At 61.1% G+C, this 15,654-nt stretch carries 15 protein-coding genes and 1 pseudogene; 10 read left to right on the top strand and 6 right to left on the bottom strand.

What is annotated here, in order from left to right:
• Positions 1-19: 19 nt before the first annotated feature.
• The gene (locus FQ320_RS00615) at positions 20-757 is read left to right on the top strand and encodes an alpha/beta fold hydrolase (RefSeq protein ID WP_148469002.1); all 738 of its coding nucleotides are present in this window, start codon (positions 20-22) and stop codon (positions 755-757) included.
• Positions 757-1,740, top strand: coding sequence for a carboxylesterase (locus FQ320_RS00610; RefSeq protein ID WP_148469000.1), 984 nt, complete (start codon positions 757-759; stop codon positions 1,738-1,740). The genes FQ320_RS00615 and FQ320_RS00610 overlap by 1 nt, the downstream gene beginning before the upstream one ends.
• 210 nt (positions 1,741-1,950) lie before the next feature.
• Here FQ320_RS00610 and FQ320_RS25460 read toward each other — a convergent pair whose 3' ends face one another.
• Positions 1,951-2,118, bottom strand: a complete 168-nt coding sequence (locus tag FQ320_RS25460) for a hypothetical protein (RefSeq protein WP_187393728.1) — start codon at positions 2,116-2,118, stop codon at positions 1,951-1,953.
• 192 nt (positions 2,119-2,310) lie between these two features.
• On the opposite strand from FQ320_RS25460, the gene FQ320_RS00605 reads away from it, so the two are divergent.
• Positions 2,311-3,030, top strand: a complete 720-nt coding sequence (locus tag FQ320_RS00605) for an alpha/beta fold hydrolase (protein ID WP_148468998.1) — start codon at positions 2,311-2,313, stop codon at positions 3,028-3,030.
• 346 nt (positions 3,031-3,376) lie between these two features.
• On the opposite strand, the pseudogene phaZ reads toward FQ320_RS00605, so the two are convergent.
• A pseudogene (gene phaZ, locus FQ320_RS00600) lies at positions 3,377-4,633 on the bottom strand (polyhydroxyalkanoate depolymerase); the annotation flags it as partial.
• Between the two features lie 138 nt (positions 4,634-4,771).
• On the opposite strand from phaZ, the gene phaC reads away from it, so the two are divergent.
• From phaC to phaR, 3 genes are all read left to right on the top strand, one after another.
• On the top strand, positions 4,772-6,583 hold the full coding sequence (phaC, locus tag FQ320_RS00595; protein WP_148468994.1) for a class I poly(R)-hydroxyalkanoic acid synthase: 1,812 nt from the start codon (positions 4,772-4,774) through the stop codon (positions 6,581-6,583).
• A gap of 132 nt (positions 6,584-6,715) precedes the next feature.
• Positions 6,716-7,165 (top strand): Phasin, encoded by a 450-nt coding sequence (locus tag FQ320_RS00590; RefSeq protein WP_148468992.1) that lies wholly within the window; start codon positions 6,716-6,718, stop codon positions 7,163-7,165.
• Positions 7,166-7,291: 126 nt separating this feature from the next.
• Positions 7,292-7,834, top strand: coding sequence for a polyhydroxyalkanoate synthesis repressor PhaR (phaR, locus tag FQ320_RS00585; RefSeq protein WP_148468990.1), 543 nt, complete (start codon positions 7,292-7,294; stop codon positions 7,832-7,834).
• Between the two features lie 36 nt (positions 7,835-7,870).
• Here the strand turns inward: phaR and FQ320_RS00580 are convergent, their stop codons facing one another.
• Both FQ320_RS00580 and FQ320_RS00575 read right to left on the bottom strand, forming a co-directional pair.
• Positions 7,871-8,107 carry a hypothetical protein gene (locus FQ320_RS00580; RefSeq protein ID WP_148468989.1) on the bottom strand — a complete coding sequence of 79 codons (237 nt, stop codon included), beginning with the start codon at positions 8,105-8,107 and terminating at the stop codon, positions 7,871-7,873.
• 26 nt (positions 8,108-8,133) lie between these two features.
• Positions 8,134-9,510 (bottom strand): aminotransferase, encoded by a 1,377-nt coding sequence (locus FQ320_RS00575; protein ID WP_148468987.1) that lies wholly within the window; start codon positions 9,508-9,510, stop codon positions 8,134-8,136.
• Between the two features lie 158 nt (positions 9,511-9,668).
• Between FQ320_RS00575 and FQ320_RS00570 the strand changes: the two genes are divergently transcribed.
• Together FQ320_RS00570 and FQ320_RS00565 are read left to right on the top strand one after the other, a co-directional pair.
• Complete coding sequence (locus tag FQ320_RS00570; protein ID WP_148468985.1) at positions 9,669-10,358, top strand: type 1 glutamine amidotransferase; 690 nt, start codon at positions 9,669-9,671, stop codon at positions 10,356-10,358.
• Positions 10,345-11,715 (top strand): glutamine synthetase family protein, encoded by a 1,371-nt coding sequence (locus FQ320_RS00565; protein WP_148468984.1) that lies wholly within the window; start codon positions 10,345-10,347, stop codon positions 11,713-11,715. Before FQ320_RS00570 ends, FQ320_RS00565 begins: the two co-directional genes overlap by 14 nt.
• A gap of 4 nt (positions 11,716-11,719) precedes the next feature.
• Here FQ320_RS00565 and FQ320_RS00560 read toward each other — a convergent pair whose 3' ends face one another.
• Positions 11,720-12,328 carry a glutathione S-transferase family protein gene (locus FQ320_RS00560; RefSeq protein ID WP_148468982.1) on the bottom strand — a complete coding sequence of 203 codons (609 nt, stop codon included), beginning with the start codon at positions 12,326-12,328 and terminating at the stop codon, positions 11,720-11,722.
• Positions 12,329-12,399: 71 nt separating this feature from the next.
• Between FQ320_RS00560 and FQ320_RS00555 the strand changes: the two genes are divergently transcribed.
• Positions 12,400-13,092: a YafY family protein gene (locus FQ320_RS00555; RefSeq protein WP_148468980.1), complete on the top strand. Its 693-nt coding sequence runs from the start codon at positions 12,400-12,402 to the stop codon at positions 13,090-13,092.
• 8 nt (positions 13,093-13,100) lie between these two features.
• On the opposite strand, the gene FQ320_RS00550 is transcribed toward FQ320_RS00555, so the two are convergent.
• Complete coding sequence (locus FQ320_RS00550) at positions 13,101-14,255, bottom strand: sialidase family protein (RefSeq protein ID WP_148468979.1); 1,155 nt, start codon at positions 14,253-14,255, stop codon at positions 13,101-13,103.
• An 86-nt stretch (positions 14,256-14,341) separates the two neighbouring features.
• On the opposite strand from FQ320_RS00550, the gene FQ320_RS00545 reads away from it, so the two are divergent.
• Complete coding sequence (locus FQ320_RS00545) at positions 14,342-15,634, top strand: FAD-binding oxidoreductase (RefSeq protein WP_148469490.1); 1,293 nt, start codon at positions 14,342-14,344, stop codon at positions 15,632-15,634.
• Positions 15,635-15,654: the final 20 nt, after the last annotated feature.

The following is a 15,654-nucleotide window of genomic DNA, read 5'->3' as shown; positions in this document are numbered from 1 at the left end:
GGGTGCAAAAGGGGAGCCCATGGTCGATTATCTCGAAACAGCCGCAGGTCGGCGGATCGCTTATGAGCACTCTTCCGGCAAGGGGCCGGGGATTGTGTTTCTGGGCGGTTTCAAGTCCGACATGCAGGGAACGAAGGCGGTGCATCTTCAAAGCTTTGCCCGAGAAATGGGCCGCGCTTTCCTGCGCTTTGACTATTCCGGGCACGGTCAATCGTCGGGTGCATTTGAGGAGGGATGTATCGGCGAATGGGCCGAGGATGCCATGGCCGCGATCGAGGCCCTGACCGAGGGGCCGCAGGTTCTGGTTGGGTCATCCATGGGGGGGTGGATCGCGCTGTTGGTGGCACGGTCGATGCCTGACCGGGTTGCCGGGCTTGTCGGTATCGCGGCGGCGCCTGATTTCACAGAAGACAGTATGTGGGTGGGTTTCAGCGACGACCAGCGCGCGGCACTGGTGCGGGACGGGCGCGTGGAACTGCCGTCCGAATACGATGACGGCCCCTATGTGGTCACGCGAAAACTCATAGAGGACGGTCGCTTGAACCTCGTTCTTCGTGCATCACTTGAACTTCGCGGGCCAGTGCGTCTTTTGCAGGGGACGGCAGATGCCGATGTGGATATGTCGGTGGCGTTGCGGCTGCTGGATCATCTGCAATCGCCGGACGCACGGTTGTTGCTGGTGAAAGGTGCGGATCATCGATTTTCCACGCCCGAATGCCTGGCGATGATCGAGACCGCTGTCGCGGATATCACCTGATGGGGCGCCCCGTCCGATGGTTCATGCGTGGCGGTCTGGCGGTCCTGTTGGCTGTGGTGCTGGTATTTCTTCTGGTCCCGCGCGAGCCGGTGGTGACTGCGGTCACCTTTGACGGCGCATCCATCGGCAAGGATATCGACGCCTATCTTGTCGGTGTGGAAAGTGGCTTTGACGATATCACGCCGGGCGTTGAAAAACGCGTGATCTGGGCGAACGGTGCGGGTGTGCGGACGGATCGGGTGATCGTCTATCTGCACGGTTTTTCCGCCACCTCGGAGGAGATTCGCCCGGTTCCCGATCTCGTGGCGGCCGATCTGGGTGCGAATCTGGTCTATACCCGGCTGGCCGGACATGGGCGCACCAGTCAGGCGATGGCCGAACCCCGGGTGGCGGACTGGATGAACGATGTGGCCGAGGCGCTGGAAGTCGCCCGTCGGATCGGCGACCGGATCATCATCATCGCCACCTCGACCGGCGGCACATTGGCGGCCGTCGCGGCGCAAGATCCGCAACTGTCTCAGGGGGTTGAGGCATTGGTCCTGATCTCGCCGAACTTTGGCCTCGCGGCGCCCGCGTCGATCCTGCTGTCCCTGCCCGGGGTGCGCTGGTGGGCGGCACTGATCGCGGGAGCCGAGCGCAACCTCACACCGCTGAACGCGGACCACGCGAAATACTGGACCACCAGCTATCCAACTGTGGCACTGGTGCCGATGGCGGCCTTGGTGCGCTATGCGCGGGGTCTTGACTACTCGGGGGTGACCACGCCCGCACTGTTTCTGTTTTCGGACGGCGACCGGGTGGTCAACGAGAAACAAACCCGCCGGTTAGCGGCGCGGTGGGGCGGGCCGGTGACGCTCAACCCGATTGATGTGCCGTCGGGCAACGATCCGTTCTCGCATGTGATCGCGGGCGATATCCTGAGCCCGGGCCTTACAGATCCGGTGCAACGGATTGCATCAGATTGGATTGCAAAACTGCCCTGAGAATTCGGGATATGTCCAAATTTTTGATGAACAGGCCTGCTTTGCGCGATATGTTCAGGACGTGGCGTTTTTCCGGTTGCGGCGCAAACCGCCACGGGGGGCATTCGGCGCGAATTGACGGCGTAGGCACGAGAGTTTGGCGACTGCGCTGCTGAGCGCCGATGCCACCGAAATCGACCTGCGCAGGTTCGATGTATTGTCCTTTGCGGCTCACGTCCTCGTCACGACCTGAGCGAACCCGCGCGGGAGTTGAGTGCGCCAGACCATGCCACGGCTGCCTAGCGACGGGGTGAATATCGCCACGTCGAACCGGCTGACAGATGCGGTGGCAATACGTTCGATGGCGGCAATGCGGTTGGCGACAAGGTTATGGTTCATCGCGCCCAGACTTCGCCGACGCAGCAGAGCAGGGTCTTCATATTTTGCAATGCGCCAAGGCGGATAGCGGCCAGGTGAAAAATCCTGTCATCGGGCACCCATGCGCCGCTTGCGACCTGTCCGCAGTGATCCTAGGGTGCGCGGGATGCACAATCCTTCAATCATGACGGCAACTCAGGGCCAGACGGACGGATGAGCGATCCTCTGGTCCTTCTTCCCGGATTCGTGGCCGATGTGCGGGTCTGGGGCGCCCAGATCGAGGCTCTGTCCGCCGATCATCCGTTGTATCTGCCCCGCTATGGCGCGGCGGCCAGCATCGAAGCGATGGCCGAGGCAGCTTTGCAGGGTGCGCCCGACCGGTTTGCGTTGGCAGGGCACGGTATGGGCGGCATGGTGGCCGCCGAAATCCAGCGCCGCGCGCCGGAACGGGTCAGCCGTCTGGCGCTGCTTTGCACCAATTGCCTTGCCGAAACCCCGCCCGGTGCCGCGCAACGGGATCTGCGGATCGCTCGTGCCAAGGCCGGGCGCCTGAATGACGTTTTGGCCGAAGAACTGCCGGATGAGTGTTTCGCAGCCGGGGAATACCGCGTGATGATCGGTGAATTCGCCCGCCAGATGGCAAAGGATCTGGGGGCGGAGACTTATCTGCGCCATGCGGCGGCACTGCAACGACGGCCCGATCAGCAGCGCACGCTGCGCGGCGTCAAGGTGCCGACCTTGGTGTTGTGCGGTGCCGCAGACACCCTGTATCTGCCGCGCCGCCACGAATTCATGGCGGGTCTGGTGCCCCGCGCCCGGCTGGTGGTGGTCGAGGGTGCCGGGCATCTGCCGATGGTCGAACGCCCCGATACAGTGACCGAGGCGTTGAAGAGTTGGCTGAGCGACGGAGTGCCGTCGCGGCTTCTGGGCTGAGCGGTTATTTCGCTCGCTTTGTCTTGGCGCGCTTTGATTGTTTTGTCGGAGCCGTTGCGCGAGCCGTGGAAACGTCGGCCTTTGCCGGGCTTGCCACAACTTCAGCCGAAACCGGTTTTGCCGGACTGTCGGCTTTGACCGGAGTTTCAGCCTTTTTCGGATTTACCGGCGTGTCGATATTGGCCGGTTTTTCGGCCTTCACAGGGGTTGGTGGAATATCCGCTTGCGTCGGCTTTGCCGGAGCTTCGGCCTTGGGGGCGGCAGGCGCGACTTTAGGGGTCGCCGGACTTTCCTGAACTTCGGCAGTCGAAACTGATGTCTGGTCGGATCTTGCGGCGACCGGTTGGGCGGCATTCGGCTGGGCCGGGGTCGTTTTGCTGTTTCTATCGATAAAATCGAGCACCAGCGGGCGGATGTTGTTGCGCCAGCTTTTGCCTGCAAAGATGCCATAGTGTCCGGCACCGGGCTCCAGATGGCTGAACTTTTTCGAATCCGGCAGGCCAGTCAGCAGCGGCAAGGCCGCAAGGCACTGACCGGGCGCGGAGATATCGTCATTCTCGCCCTCGACAATCTTGACCGCCACATCGGTGATCTTGCCAATGTCGACCACGCGCCCGGCAACCGTGAAATCGTTGCGTGCGATATCGCGGCTTTTGAACACCCGCTCGACGGTTGAAAGATAGAACTCCGCCGTCATGTCCATAACGGCAAGGTATTCGTCATAGAATTTGTTGTGCTTGTCGTGTTCGCCTGCCTCGCCCTGGGCTATCTTCATGATCTGATTGGTAAACGCCTGCGCATGGGTTTCCGTGTTCATCGAAATGAACGACGACAGTTGCAGCAGACCCGGATAGACCAGCCGCCCTGCGCCCGCGTGGTTGAACCCGACACGCTGAATCACGTACCTCTCAAGTTGACCCATGGTGACGCGACGCCCGAAATCGGTGACATCGGTATCTGCCGCGTCGGGATCAATCGGTCCGCCGATCAGGGTCAGGGTCGCGGGCTGCGCCTCGGGCGAATCCTCGGCCAGCATGGCGGTGGCGGCCAGCGCAAGCGGCGCGGGCTGACAGACGGCGATCACATGGGTGTCGGGGCCCATGTGCCGCATGAAATCGACCAGATACTGAGTGTAATCCTCGACGTCGAACTTGCCCTCGCTGACCGGAATGTCACGGGCATTGTGCCAGTCGGTGATCCAGACATCGGCGTCGGGCAGCAGGCTGACCACGGTGGAACGCAACAGCGTGGCATAGTGCCCCGACATTGGTGCCACCAGCAGGATGCGCCGGCTGCGCGCGGGGCGGCCCGACACATCAAAGCGGATAAGATCGCCAAACGGCAGTCTGAGTTCGGGCTTGGCGGTGACCACCATGTCGCGGCCATCAAAATTGAGAATGCTGTCGATGTCCCAATCAGGCTTGGCCACCATACGCGAGAAGGCGCGTTCGGTCACTTCGCCCCAAGCAGCCAGCATCCGAAAGAACGGATTAGGTACAAGGCCCGTCGCGGGGTTGCTGCCGATCGCCGTTGCCGTCGCGCCCAGCCATTGGTTGGTGTTGCGCATCGTTTCCATGATATCGTAAGTCGGCGTATACCGCATGTTACTCCTTGATACCGGCATGGCCGGTCGTGCTTGTCGGGGACATATTCATCGCTTTTGCACCATCGACCCAAGACAGCTATGATGGAGACATGCGATTTATGCTGCTGTGCAGCAAACTAGGGCGGAAAACTCAACATGACAACAAATGATTCCGGGACCGACGGGCAGAGTGGCGGGCACGAGCACAGCGAACTGCTCACCCGGAACCTTGTCAAGGTCGAAGAACTTTCCAAGCGTCTGCTCGCGGCGATGTCCGATAAACGTCAGGTCCCCAAGGCGTTGCAAGGTCCGGGACAGGATTTGTTTCAAAAGACCGCAGCCGCCTATATCTCTGAAATCATGTCCAACCCGGCCAAGATTTTTGAGAGACAGGTGGGATATTGGGCCCGCACGATGCAACATTACGTAGAGGCACAACAGACTTTGGCGTCGGGAAAGATTGCCGCGCCGGTCGATACCGGCCCCAGCGACAGACGATTTTCGAATCCGATGTGGGACTCACACCCCTATTTCAACTTTCTCAAGCAGCAGTATCTTTTCAATGCCGATGCCATGAGTGAGGCGGTGGCGTCGCTGGATGGGCTGAGCGATGGCGACCGGCGCCGCATCGGTTACTTTACCCAGCAGATCGCGGATATGTTCAGCCCGACGAATTTTCTCGGCACCAATCCCGAGGCGCTGGCCAAGGCGGTGGAGACCGAAGGTCAGTCATTGGTCGACGGGTTGGAGAACCTTGTGCGCGACATCGAGGCGTCGGATGGTGAACTGCTGGTCAGTCTGGCCGACAAGAAGGCGTTTCGCGTGGGCGAAAACATCGCGACTGCCGAAGGCTCGGTTGTGTACCGCAACCGGTTGTTCGAACTGATCCAATATGCCCCGACCACGGAAAAAGTGCGCAAGACTCCCTTGCTGATCTTTCCGCCCTGGATCAACAAATTCTATATCCTCGATCTGAAACCCGCCAACAGCCTGATCCGCTGGATCGTCGATCAGGGCTATACCCTGTTCGTGGTCAGTTGGGTGAACCCCGATCCGTCCTTTGCCGAAACCGGGCTGGGCGACTATATCGAAGAGGGATATCTGACCGCCATCGACCAGGTGAAACAGATCACCGGACAGGATCAGACCAACGTTGTGGGGTATTGCATTGCGGGCACCACCCTGTCGCTGACGCTGGCGCTGATGGAAAAGCGTGGCGATACATCGGTCAAATCCGCCACCTTCTTTACCACGCTTACCGATTTTTCGGATCAGGGCGAGGTGGGCGTCTTCCTGAACGACGATTTCGTCGATGGGCTTGAGGCCGAGGTGACGCGAAAAGGCATCCTTGAGTCATTTTATATGTCGCGCACGTTTTCCTATCTGCGCAGCAACGACCTGATCTATCAGCCAGCGATCCGCAGCTATATGCTGGGCGAAGCGCCGCCGGCGTTCGATCTGTTGTTCTGGAACGGTGACGCCACCAACCTGCCGGCCAAGATGGCGATGGAATATCTGCGCGGGCTGTGTCAGCGCAACGAATTCGCGTCTGGCGGGTTTGATCTGCTGGGCGAAACGTTGCATCTGTCCGAGGTCAAGGTGCCGATCTGCGCCATCGCCTGCGAAACCGATCACATCGCCGCGTGGCCTTCGAGCTATGCCGGGATGCGCCAGATGAGCAGCCGGTCGAAGACGTTCATCCTGTCCCAGTCGGGCCATATCGCCGGGATCGTCAATCCGCCGTCGAAGAAGAAATACGGCCACTATACCAACAGCGCCTGGCCCGAGGATCACGCCGCATGGCGCGCTGACGCCGAATTCACCCCGGGATCATGGTGGCCACGTTGGGAGACATGGCTGCGCAAACGCTCTGGCGCACAGGTCACGGCACTGATTCCCGGCGCTGACGGGCGCGAAATTCTCGCCGCCGCACCGGGAACATATGTGACGTCCGGGACAACCGGCTGATATTCAAAGCCATTCTGCATTGCCGCAAATTTTTATGCTGCGGTGCAGAATAATACTTGAAATGCTGCGCTGCAGCATGCATATTCTCCTTAGAACGACAACGCGGCACAGGCCGCAAGAAGGAGAGTTGATATGGTTACGAAAACACAAGACTACGCAAAGACGATGCAGGACATGATGGGCGCAATGCCAATCGACATGTCGGCCTTCCAGGACGGTTTCAAGTCCTATGCAGCCTTCGGCGAGAAACTGTCGAAAGTGGCGCTGGAAGCCGCTGAAAAGTCGACCGAAATCTCGACCGCTTGGACCAAGGCGACTTTGGCCAAGATGGGCGACGTTTCCAAGCTCAAGACCGAGCCTGCCGAATACGGCCAGTCGGTAAGCGATTTCGCTTCGGCTCAGGCTGAAATGACCAGCGAATCCATGGCCGCTTTCGCCGAAGTTGCGAAAAAAGTGCAGATGGAAACCGTCGAAGTCATGATGGCCGCTGGCAAAGACGCTCAGCAGGACATGTCGACCGCCGCCAAGAAAATGGGCGACGACATGAGCACGGCCGCCAAGAAAGCGACCACTGCAAAGTGATCTGACGATCTGTTCAAGGCTCCTCCCTGCCGAGGACAGGTCTGGGCGAGTGCACTGCACTCGCCCTTTCTTTTTGTGCAGCACTGCCATACGCTGACGCTGCACCGCAAAAACCGGGAGACTTCCTTGGCCGATACATCTTCGCCGCTGCTGATCAAGCGCTATGCCAGCCGCCGCCTCTATAACACCGAGACGAGCGATTACGTCACGCTTGAAGATATTGCCAGGTTCATCCGGGCAGGGCGCGAAGTTCGGATTGTCGACCTGAAATCGGGCGATGACCTGACCCGGCAATACCTTCTTCAGATCATCGCCGAACACGAATCCAAGGGCGAAAACGTCTTGCCGTTGGGCGTGCTGACCGATCTTGTCCGCAGCTACTCGACGCAGGCGCAATCCGTGGTGCCACAGTTTCTGGCAATGAGCTTCGACATGCTGCGCAACGGCCAGTCCAAAGTGATGGAGAACGTCTTGAATCCGATGTCCAGCATGCCGGGTTATGAGGCGATGCGCACGCAGCAACAGGCGTTTATCAAGGCGATGACCGGCGGCATAATCGGAAATGCATCCGCCGAGCCTGCCGAAGAACCGACCAGCGCGACCGAGTTGCAGGAAATCCGCAGGCAACTGGCTGAAATGCAGGCGAAACTGTCAAAGATCGACAAATAGGGCTGTCGCGATACGGGCCTGCACCGCCGACGGCGTTCAGCCCGTGGCATCGTCGCGCAGGGCGCGGCGTTCTTCCTCAAGCGATCCGGTGAAGGGCGCGCGCCCAGCCTGGCGATACCAATAGGCGGCATTTGCATTGTCGCCCTCGGCACGGTGCAGATGCGCATGGAGCCAAGCGGCCAACGCCCCGGATTCATCCTGAGCGATGGTATGGGCGGCTTCCCAATCGCCGGCCTCCAGCTTGTCCAACGCGACGGTTATTGCCTTTGGCATTGCGTCCTCCTGTTTCGCGCCCGGGGTCAACCGACCTCAGGAAACACCTGTTTCAACGCCGCTTCCAACCGTCCGAACATCTGGTCCATCTCGGCGGGTGTCATCACAAAGGCAGGGCACAGCACGATGGCTTGACCCAGCGGACGACAGATCAACCCGTGATCGGTACAGGTGTTGGCGATCCGTTCTGAAACGCTCAGATCACTGTCGAAGGGCGTCTTGGTCGCCTTGTCGTTGACCGCCTCAAGCGCACCCATCAGACCCTTGCCGCGCGCCTCGCCGATGTTGTCCATCTGCGCCAGATGGTTCAGCCCGGCCTCGAACTGCGGTATCAGCGCGCGCACTTGGTCCAGCAACCCGTTTTCCACCAGATCGATTGCCTTCAGCGCGATGGCGCATCCGACGGGGTGGCCCGAGGCGGTGAACCCGTGGGGGAATTCCTCGATCGCCTCGGCGGCGGCCTGCATCCGGTCCGACAGATCGGGGCCAAGAATGACGGCACCCATCGGGAAATATCCCGCAGTCAGCGCCTTGGAGGAAATGATAGCGTCGGGCACGAAATCGTAGGCCTCACTGCCCCACATTTCGCCGGTGCGCCCGAATCCGGTGATCACCTCATCGGCCACCAGCGGGATGCCATGTTTCTTTAGGATCGGCTGGATCGCCTGAAAATAGCCCTTGGACGGCGGAATTACTCCACCGGCCCCCATCACCGGCTCAGCAACGAAAGCGGCGATGGTATCGGCACCTTCGCGGGCGATCATGTCTTCCAGCTCTTGCGCGAGCCGAGCGGTGAACTGCGCCTCGGATTCTCCGTCGCGCCCTTCACGCCAATAATGCGGGCAGGTCAGGTGCAAAAACCCATCCAAAGGCAGACCGAACACCGAGTTATAAGGTTTGCCGGTCATGCTGGCCGATACAATGGTGACCCCGTGATAGCCATTGATCCGGGTGATGATCTTTCGCTTTTGCGGCTGACCTTCGGACGCGCCAAGGAACCACAGCATCTTGACCAGGGTGTCATTCGCCTCGGACCCCGAGTTGGTATAAAAGACCCGGCCCCGGGAAAACGGCGAGACCTGAATCAGCTTTTCCGACAGCATGACCGTCTGGTCCGACATCCGGCCAAAAAATGAATGATAACCCGGAAAGCGATCATACTGCGCCTTCGCGGCGGCAGCCAATTCGGGATGATCAAAGCCGGCGACCATATTCCACAGCCCAGAATTTGAATCGAGGTATTCGCGGCCATGCACATCATAGACGTACGGTCCTTTGCCGTGGGTCAGAACCACGGTGCCGCGTTGTTCCACCGAGGGAAGATCGGTGAAGCCATAGAATGTGTTCGCTTCGGCGCGGGCTTCCCAGCTGTTGGGGGCCCAGGATTTGGCGTCGTCGTGCATGATTTTGCTCCTGTCGGATGTGCAGTGACGCTAGCTCTGTGCGCCGCCGGGTGCAATCTCTTCCCTTGCGGCGCGGTCGGTGCCATCACCGGTTTCTGACGGCTTGCACGCCGCTTGCGCGCCGCCTAGTCTGTGCAAAGTCTTGCAACCGGTGACCCATGCATATTGGCATTCTTCAGACCGGGCTTGCCCCGGACGCCCTGAAACCCGTGACAGGCGATTATCCCGCCATGTTTGCCCGTCTTCTGAAAGGGCACGATTTCACCTTTTCCACTTATCTTGTCTGCGATGGGCAGATGCCTGCGTCGATGGATGACGCCGATGGCTGGCTGATCACCGGATCGCGCCACGGCGCTTATGAGGATCACGACTGGATCGCGCCGCTGGAGCGGTTCATTTGCGATGTTCACGCGGGCGGACGGCCCATGGTCGGCATCTGTTTCGGCCATCAGATCATCGCGCAGGCCTTGGGGGGGCGGGTTGAAAAGTTCTCTGGTGGCTGGGCCGTGGGGCGCACCGCCTATGATTTTGATGGACGCGATGTGGTGATGAACGCCTGGCATCAGGATCAGGTGGTCACTTTGCCGCCCGGCGCGCGGGTTCTGGGGCGTAATGACTTCTGCGAATATGCGGCCCTTGGCTATGGTGACACGATCATGACCGTTCAGGCACATCCGGAATTCGACAATGATTTCATCGGTGGGCTGATCGAACATCGCGGCCGCGGTGTGGTGCCCGATCCGCTGCTGGAACAGGCAATGGCGGTGTTGCACGAACCGGTCGACAACGGGGCGGTCGGCCTGATGCTGGCGCAATTTCTCAAGGCGGCGGCACATGAACAGGCCTGACACCGAATGGACAAGCCAAATCCCCCGGGCCGCGCAGGAGTTTCTCGAAGGGCGGCGTCTGGACGAGGTTGAATGCATCATCTCCGACATCCCCGGAATCGCCCGGGGCAAGGCGATGCCCGCCAGCAAATTCGCGCGGCAAAAGCAGTTTTTCCTGCCCAATTCGATCTTCTTTCAGACAATCACCGGCGGCTGGGCCGAGGCGGCGGGGGCCGAGGGCTTTACCGAGCCCGACATGATCCTGACACCGGATTATTCCACCGCCACAGCCGCGCCATGGACGGCGGACTGGACGTTGCAGGTGATTCACGACGCCTATCTGCAAACCGGTGAACCGGTGCCGACCGCGCCGCGCAACGTGCTGAAACGGGTGATGCAGGCCTATCACGCCAAGGGCTGGAAACCGATCATCGCGCCGGAGATGGAGTTCTATCTGGTCGCCCGCAACATTGATCCCGGTCAGGTGATCGAACCGATGATGGGGCGCACCGGGCGGCGTGCTGCGGCGCGGCAGGCCTATTCCATGTCGGCGGTCGATGAATACGGCCCGGTGATCGACGATATCTATGACTATGCCGAGGCGCAGGGTTTCGAAATCGACGGCATCACGCAGGAAGGCGGCGCGGGGCAGTTGGAAATCAACCTGCGGCACGGCAATCCGGTCAAGCTTGCCGATGAAGTCTTCTATTTCAAACGCCTGATCCGTGAGGCTGCGTTGCGTCACGACTGTTTCGCCACCTTCATGGCGAAACCGATCGAGAATGAGCCGGGCAGTGCGATGCACCTTCACCACTCGGTCGAGGATCTGGTGACGGGAGAGAACATCTTTTCCGATGCCGATGGGGGCGAAACACCGATCTTCCGGCATTTTCTGGGCGGAATGCAGCACCATCTACCTTCCGTCATCGCAATGCTGGCACCCTATGTGAACAGTTACCGGCGCTATGTGAAAGACCACTCTGCGCCGATCAATCTGGAATGGGGGCGCGACAACCGCACCACCGGAATCCGGATTCCGATTTCGGACGCGCAGGGGCGGCGGGTTGAAAACCGTCTGGCGGGCATGGATTGCAACCCCTATCTGGGAATCGCGGCATCGCTGGCCTGCGGATACCTGGGTATGGTGCAAAAGCTTGAACCGACACCGGAATTCGCCGGTGATGCCTATGCCGCGGAAGAGGCAATCCCCCGCGGCATGTTCGACGCGCTTGATCTGTTCGATGACGCGACCGATCTGCACGAACTGCTGGGACATGAATTCGCCCGGGTCTATTCGATCGTGAAACGCAGTGAATACGAAGAATTCCTGCATGTCATTTCACCTTGGGAACGCGAACATCTCTTGCTGAACGTGTGACGGTTTACGCCGCCATCGTGGCTGTATCGCGCTGTTGCGTCCGCCTGAGCGATGCGCGCGCGCCGCAGCGTTCAATCCAGTCGCGGATCACGGGAATGTCCGGCGTGATCTGCGGCATCCACAGATAGGCCGAGACGACGATCAGATCGGCCGCAGTAAAAGTATCGCCCAGCAGATAGGGTTTTTTCGACAGCGCCGTTTCAATCTGCCCGGTCATCTCATCCGTGCCGCCAAAGGTTTTCGCGAGCAACGGATTTTCGACTCCAACCGCATTCATCACCAGAACCGGCTCCATCACGTTGCCGTACCACGCCATCCAGGCCAGGAACGCGCCGCGCGTCGCGTCGCCCGGTTGTGGCGCAAGCCCGGCTTTGGGGAACATTTCGCACAGATACTGCATGATCGCGTTGGATTCGCGGATGCCGACCCCGTCGTGCACCAGATAGGGCACCTTGCCTTCGGGGTGGGGGTTGTTCGGATCGCGCCCGCCACTGCCGTCTTGCCGGCGGATCGTCACCACTTTGACATCCACCTTGTCGAGCGCGCCCAATTCGTCAAGCAGCGTCAGGATGCGTGACGAACGGCTAAGCGGTGCGTGATAGAGGGTCAGCATTTCGTATCCTTTCATATTGACATGCCGCATTTATAGACCGCCACTGCTGACAGTTTCCGTCAGGAGCGTTCATGGCACGATCCGACCGACTTTTGCGGCTTCTTCAGGCACTGCGCAGTCTGCCCGCCCCGGTCACTGCCGCGCGTCTGGCCGATGAAACCGAGGTGTCTGCGCGCACGCTGTACCGCGATATCGACAGCCTGCGCGCGGCGGGGGCGGTGATCGACGGTGCACCGGGCTATGGATACCGCCTGACCGAAGATCCGGCACTGCCACCGCAAAGCTTTACCCGGACCGAAATCGAGGCATTGGCCTTTGGTCTGGCCGAGGTGGGGGCGCGGGGCGATCCTGAACTGGCGAAGGCGGCGGAATCGGCCCTGTCCAAGATCATCGCCACTCTGCCCGAACGCGCCCAGCAACAGGCCGTTCATGCCGTGGTCAAGGTGCATCGTTTCGATCGCCCCCCGGTCGCGTCGATCAATCTGTCGATGCTGCGCCGGGCCTGTTGGGATGAACGCGCGATTGATCTTGGTTATGGCGATGCGAACGGGGTGCAGACCCAGCGGCGGGTGCTGCCGTTGTCCATTGTCTATACCGACCGGGCAGTTGTTTTGCTGGCGTTCTGCCAGCTCAGACAGGATTTCCGCCAGTTTCTCACCGACCGGATACTGTCGTCCGATCTGACGGATGAGACGTTCCGCCCGCGCCGAGCGTCCCTGCTGCGCCAGTATATCGGGTTGCTCCAGCGGTCGGGGCCGCGCTGATCTGGCTGTCAGGCGGCGGAAACCGTTTCGACGCAAAGGATGGCAGGCAGGTGGCGGGCGATCTCGCGCCAACTGTCGCCGCTGTCCTTTGTGGCAAAGACGCTGCCGGTGTTGGTGCCGAAATAGACCGCTCCGGGGTTCGCAGGGTCTGCGACCATCCCTTGCCGCAGGACGGTAAAGAAACAATCCTGCTGCGGCAGGCCATTGCCACAGCGCGCCCATGTGTCGCCGCCATCGCTGGACCGCCAAATGGCGGCCGAGGCATCGGGAGGGAAACGCCCGGCGCTGTCGCCGTTCAATGGCAAGACCCACAGGGTGTCCGGGTCTTCGGGATGCACCGCCACGGGAAAGCCAAAGGTCGATGGCAGACCAGCGGTGATATCGTCCCATGTGCGCCCGCCATCCCGGCTGCGATAGGTGCCGTGGTGGTTTTGCTGGTACAACCGGTCGCCCGGGGAAAGAGCCAGATTATGCACGCATAAACCGGTCTGATTGCCGCAGGGGGCAGCGGGGTGGCTGTGCGTGTCGGGCGGCACCGCGTTCGACAGTCGGTTGCGCCTGTCCCACGTCGCGCCACCATCTTCGCTGGCGAACACTCCGGCGGCGGAAATGCCGATCCACAGTTTCGCCGGATCGCCCGGATCGGACAGGATCGTGTGCAATGTCAGACCCGCCGCGCCCGGCTCCCACCCATCCGAGGATGGGTGATCCGACAGACCCTGCACCCGATTCCATGTTTCTCCCCGGTCCTGACTGGCAAAAAGGGCGGCCGGTTTCGCCCCGGCATAAAGTGTTTCGCCCGTCCGTCCCAGCGACCACAGGTTTACAACTTCGCCGCTGAACGGTGCTGGAGGTGCCGGCGTCATGCCCAGTTGTTCGGCCAATTCGGGGCTTGCCGTCAGCCATTCGTCGGCCTGACCGTTGGCCAGTTTCGACAGGGTCCAGGTGTCGCCCCCGTCGCGTGATCGCCAGACACCCGCGCCCTGCCATTCTCCGCCGCCTGCCGCCCAGAGATCGCCGGTTTCCGGGTCGCCGATCATATGGTTGATCGGCCAGCCGTCGCAAAGCGGCCCTTGCAGGGACCGAACCGCGCCGGTTCTGTCACTGTTAAGAATGAATGCACCTTTGGTGGTGCCGATCAGCACGCGGGTTGGTTCGCCCATCGCATTCTCCGTTTCGTCGAAGAATATCACGATTTCGCGGTTCGGGCGAGCTTGCCGTGAGGGGGAGTGCCGTCTATCTGGCCGGGATGGACCTGTTGACCGCCAATGACCGCCCCGGTGTATATCCGGCAAGCTGGTATGCCGAGACCACGCCGGAGCTGCCGGTTTTTGCGCCGTTGCAGGGGGCGGCGCGGGCCGATGTCTGCGTCATCGGTGGCGGATATACCGGGCTGTCGGCGGCGTTGTATCTGGCACAGGCAGGGTTCTCGGTGACCCTGCTTGAGGCGCAGCGCGTCGGCTTTGGCGCATCGGGGCGCAACGGCGGGCAGGTGGGCAGTGGCCAGCGGCAGGATCAGAACTGGCTGGAGCGTCATGCCCCGGGCGATGCCCGCGCCCTGTGGGAGATTGCCGAGGCGGCCAAGGATACGGTGCGCCAGTTGATCGCAGAACATTCCATCGACGCCGGGTACCGCCCGGGCGTCGCCCATGCGGTGCGCGGCGCAAAGGCGGCAGATCACGCCCGCCGTCAGGCCGACCGGTTGGCGCGCGATTACGGCTATGATCTCTGTACCCCGCTGGACCCTGCCGGGGTCGGTGAACTGACCGGTTCTGCTGCATTCACAGGCGGTATTCTGGACCGGGGGGCCGGACATCTCCATCCGCTGCGGTTCTGTCTCGGGCTGGCGCGGGCGGCGCAGGCGGCGGGGGTTGGTATCTGCGAAAACAGTACCGTGCGCCGCATCCTGCCGGGACCGCGTCACCGTGTTGAGACTGATGCCGGCCATGTTGAGGCAGACCATGTGGTTCTGGCCTGCAACGGATATCTGGGCGGGCTGGACGGGCAGGTGGCGGCGCGGGTGATGCCGATCAATAATTTCATCATCGCGACCGAACCTTTGGACAACCCCGAGATCCTGCCCGGCGATGTGGCCGTGGCCGATGACCGGTTTGTGGTGAATTACTGGCGGATGAGCGCGGATCGCCGGTTGCTGTTTGGCGGCGGCGAAAGCTATGGCTATCGTTTTCCCAAGGACATTGCCGGGCTTGTCTCGCAGCCGATGCTGGCAATCTATCCGCAGCTGAATGGCGTGAAGATCACCCATGCCTGGGGGGGCACGCTGGCCATCACGATGAACCGGATGCCGTATTTTGCGCGTCGCGACCGGGTGTATACCGCGTCGGGATATTCCGGTCATGGGGTTGCCATGGCGGTGATGGCGGGCCGGATGATTGCGGCGGTGGTACAAGGTGATGCGGCGCAGTTTGACACCATGGCCCGGATTCCGGCGCGGCGGTTTCCGGGTGGGGCGGCACTGCGCGCGCCGCTGCTGGCGCTGGCGATGACGTGGTACGGACTGCGCGACCGGCTAGGGGTCTGAGGCAGGTTTGGGCGGAGGCT

Source organism: Oceaniovalibus sp. ACAM 378 (assembly GCF_008085915.1).
GTDB lineage: Bacteria > Pseudomonadota > Alphaproteobacteria > Rhodobacterales > Rhodobacteraceae > Oceaniglobus.
The sequence above is the reverse complement of the archived record's forward strand: the minus strand, read 5'-3'. Positions and strand labels throughout refer to the sequence as shown.